4 protein-coding genes are annotated in these 3,300 nt (G+C 39.8%); all 4 read right to left on the reverse strand.

Annotation, left to right across the window (positions count from 1 at the left end; all coding sequences use genetic code 11):
• On the reverse strand, nucleotides 1-1,260 hold a 1,260-nt coding region (gene glpK / locus V7083_RS22675), incomplete at its 3' end, for a glycerol kinase GlpK (protein WP_335482349.1).
• Nucleotides 1,261-1,293: 33 nt separating this feature from the next.
• Nucleotides 1,294-2,118, reverse strand: a complete 825-nt coding sequence (locus V7083_RS22680; protein ID WP_335482351.1) for an MIP/aquaporin family protein — start codon at nucleotides 2,116-2,118, stop codon at nucleotides 1,294-1,296.
• 281 nt (nucleotides 2,119-2,399) lie between these two features.
• A complete protein-coding gene (locus V7083_RS22685) occupies nucleotides 2,400-2,945 on the reverse strand; it encodes a glycerol-3-phosphate responsive antiterminator (protein WP_335482353.1) in 546 nt (181 codons plus the stop codon).
• Nucleotides 2,946-2,964: 19 nt separating this feature from the next.
• Nucleotides 2,965-3,159: a hypothetical protein gene (locus V7083_RS22690; RefSeq protein WP_335482355.1), complete on the reverse strand. Its 195-nt coding sequence runs from the start codon at nucleotides 3,157-3,159 to the stop codon at nucleotides 2,965-2,967.
• Between the last annotated feature and the right edge of the window lie 141 nt (nucleotides 3,160-3,300).

Consider the following 3,300-nt stretch of genomic DNA (forward strand, 5'->3'; position numbering starts at 1 on the left):
GAAATCCATTAAGAAATTATTCTTTACGGCTCCCCCGTCAACACGAAGTGTCTTTAGCTCAATTCCAGAATCTGCCTCCATGGACGATAACACATCTTTGGTCTGATAGGCCAAAGATTCCAGTGTAGCACGGACAAAATGTTCTTTCGATGTTCCACGTGTTAATCCAAATACAGCCCCTCTAACATCGCTATCCCAATAAGGAGTACCTAAGCCAACAAAAGCTGGTACTACATATACACCCTCTGTAGATTCAACTTTTTTAGCCAGTCTTTCGGTATGCGGAGCGTCCTTAATTAATCTTAGCCCGTCACGAAGCCATTGAACGGCCGAACCTGCCACAAAAATACTTCCTTCAAGGGCATATTCAACCCTGCCATTGATCCCCCAGGCAATGGTTGTTAACAGACCATGTTCAGATTTGACAGCCTTTTCACCAGTATTCATTAACATAAAGCAGCCTGTACCGTACGTATTTTTAGCCATTCCTTTTTCAAAGCAAGCCTGACCAAATAATGCTGCCTGCTGGTCTCCAGCTACTCCAGCAATCGGAACCTCTCTCCCAAAGAAATGGTAATCAACCGTATTGGCATAGATTTCAGAGGATGGACGAACTTCAGGAAGCATGGATGTTGGAACCCCAAGAATATCCAGTAGCTCTTCGTCCCATTTTAGATCATAAATATTAAACATTAGTGTCCTTGATGCATTTGAGTAGTCAGTAACATGTGCCCTGCCACCTGATAGCTTCCAAATTAACCATGTATCGATCGTTCCGAATAATAGTTTACCAGCTTCAGCCTGCTCCCGTGCGCCTTCAACATGATCAAGGATCCATTTCACTTTTGTGCCCGAAAAATAGGCATCAATTAACAATCCGGTTTTGTCCCGGAAAATCTGATCATATCCTTTTTCTTTTAATTCATCACAAATTTCACTGGTTTGTCTGGATTGCCACACAATGGCATTATAGACAGGATTTCCTGTTTCCTTATCCCAAACAACAGTTGTTTCACGTTGATTGGTAATACCGATTCCAGCAATTTGATCCGGCTTTATACCGGCTTCAGATAACACTTCGGCAATAACCGATAAAATAGAACCCCAAATTTCATTTGCATTGTGCTCTACCCAACCTGGTTTTGGAAAGAGTTGCGTAAATTCCTTTTGAGCTGTATGAACAATTTCCCCATTTTTATTAAAAAGGATCGCACGAGAACTGGTTGTCCCCTGATCTAGAGATAAAATATACTTTTCCATAAACATTCCCCCATTTAACTTGATAACCTTATATTAAGCCGCGTTTTGTGATTGGTCTACGCTTACAGTCTGTTTTTTTCCAATAAAATAGGCTAGAATCAGTACAAGCAGAGTGACCCCCACAACACTCCAAAGTGATCCGTTTATTTTTCCAACAAAAACTGCCTTATAGAAGACTGCTCCTAAGCATCCCCCAAGGATAGGACCTACCACTGGAATCCAGGAATATCCCCAATTGGAACCTCCCTTACCAGGGATTGGCAATAAGAAATGTGCTATTCGTGGGCCAAGATCCCTTGCCGGATTAATGGCATATCCAGTTGTCCCTCCCAAAGACATACCGATTACAACAATTAACGCACCTACTGCAAGTGGATTTAACCCTTCTGTAAACTTATTGGCCCCAATAAAGTTTAATCCTAATACAAGGATAAATGTTCCAAAAATTTCACTTAATAAATTTGAAAACGTATGTGGAATCGCCGGACTTGTTGCAAAAACACCAAGCTTTACGGCAGGATCATTTGTCTCTTTCCAATGAGGCAAATAATGTAAGTATACCAGAACAGATCCAAGGATCGCTCCAAACATTTGGGCTGCAATATAGCTTGGAACATCAGCCCATGGGAAATCTCCGTTTAATGCCAGTGCTACGGTTACTGCAGGATTTAAATGCGCCCCACTTATTGAACCTACAGCAAAAACGCCCATCGTAACAGCTAGCCCCCATGCAATCGTAATCACAATCCAACCAGGATTATTGGCATAGGATTTTTTAAGCGAAGCTCCTGCCCCAATCCCTGCACCGAAGACTATAAGAATCATCGTTCCAATCAGTTCTCCCCAAAATGGTGTCATCTTTTTTACCTCTCCCCTTTTAAAATGATTACTCCATTTCAAGTTAACGGATTTGCCTATTAGCGCGCCCTCTAAGCAAAATCTGGCGACACAGTTGGAAATAGTAGCTAATTTCCAACAAAAAAAAGAGATTCATAGCAAAACAATCCATTCATTTGGATTTTTTGCGTGAATCTCCTTATCTCCGTCACTAAACTATTAACTTGTTAATTCTAGTATAGAAACTCATGAAAACGTTGTCAACAAGTTTTTAAATATAATTATAGTAAAAATTTATTTAATCACAGAAAAAGGTCCCATAGATCGCGTTTTGATGTGGTTATGGCCGCTGCTCCGGCATCTAATGCATTACGGACCTCAGCTTCAGTTCTAATTAGCCCTCCTGCAAAAATAGGGATGTTGACTCTTTCTTTGACCTCTTTTATCATCCATGGCATGGCCCCTGGCAGTACTTCGATATAATCCGGTCTCGTTTTCTCGATCAGTTTATAGCTTTTTTCAAGGGCATGACTGTCAATTAAGAAAAAACGTTGGACAGCCATTACTCCTTTTTGCTTTGCCTTTTGAATAACTCCACTTTTGGTGGAAATTAACCCATATGGTTTATATTCCTGACAGATATATTCTGTGGCGTATTCATCATTTTTTATACCATGAATCAAATCCACATGATAAATCATTTTCTTACCATGGATTTTTGCCAGCATATGGACATTTTTCAACTGGGCAATGTGCATGTCCAGGAATACACCAATTTCATAGGGACTTTTCAAGAACCTCTCAAAATCTTTCATATCTGCGGATGCAGGTAATATCTTTTGTTCCATGTTTTTAGCCCCCTTTCCATTAACTTCTGGGCTCTTTTAAATATTTGTACAAAACATCTCCGCCTCGTTGTCCGATTCCGCGAAAATGCTTAAAGTCCTCTCTTTTCACAAGAACCTCACGAAACACCATAAAATCTTCGTTTTTCACATAATACTCAGACAGTTCCCCTGACATCAACCTATTCAAAATATCATTTATATGGTCCGCATTCATTTTACCAACCCCTTCTTTTGGGCATGCTTGTCAATGCCAACTTTGCTTCATTAACATATTCTATAAAAAACGGTTTATCGTGTACAGAAGTAAATTTTCATTAATATTACACTGTTTTTAACAAAATTGTAATATTAAAGC

Origin of the sequence: Bacillus sp. JJ1764 (genome assembly GCF_036962145.1) — a bacterium.
Classification (GTDB): Bacteria; Bacillota; Bacilli; order Bacillales; family Cytobacillaceae; genus Neobacillus.

Excerpts from the sequence above, each read along its gene's own strand:
- V7083_RS22680 (WP_335482351.1), bottom strand. The coding sequence starts at position 2,118 with ATGACACCATTTTGGGGAGAACTGATTGGAACGATGATTCTTATAGTC.
- V7083_RS22685 (WP_335482353.1), bottom strand. The coding sequence starts at position 2,945 with ATGGAACAAAAGATATTACCTGCATCCGCAGATATGAAAGATTTTGAG.
- V7083_RS22690 (WP_335482355.1), bottom strand. The coding sequence starts at position 3,159 with ATGAATGCGGACCATATAAATGATATTTTGAATAGGTTGATGTCAGGG.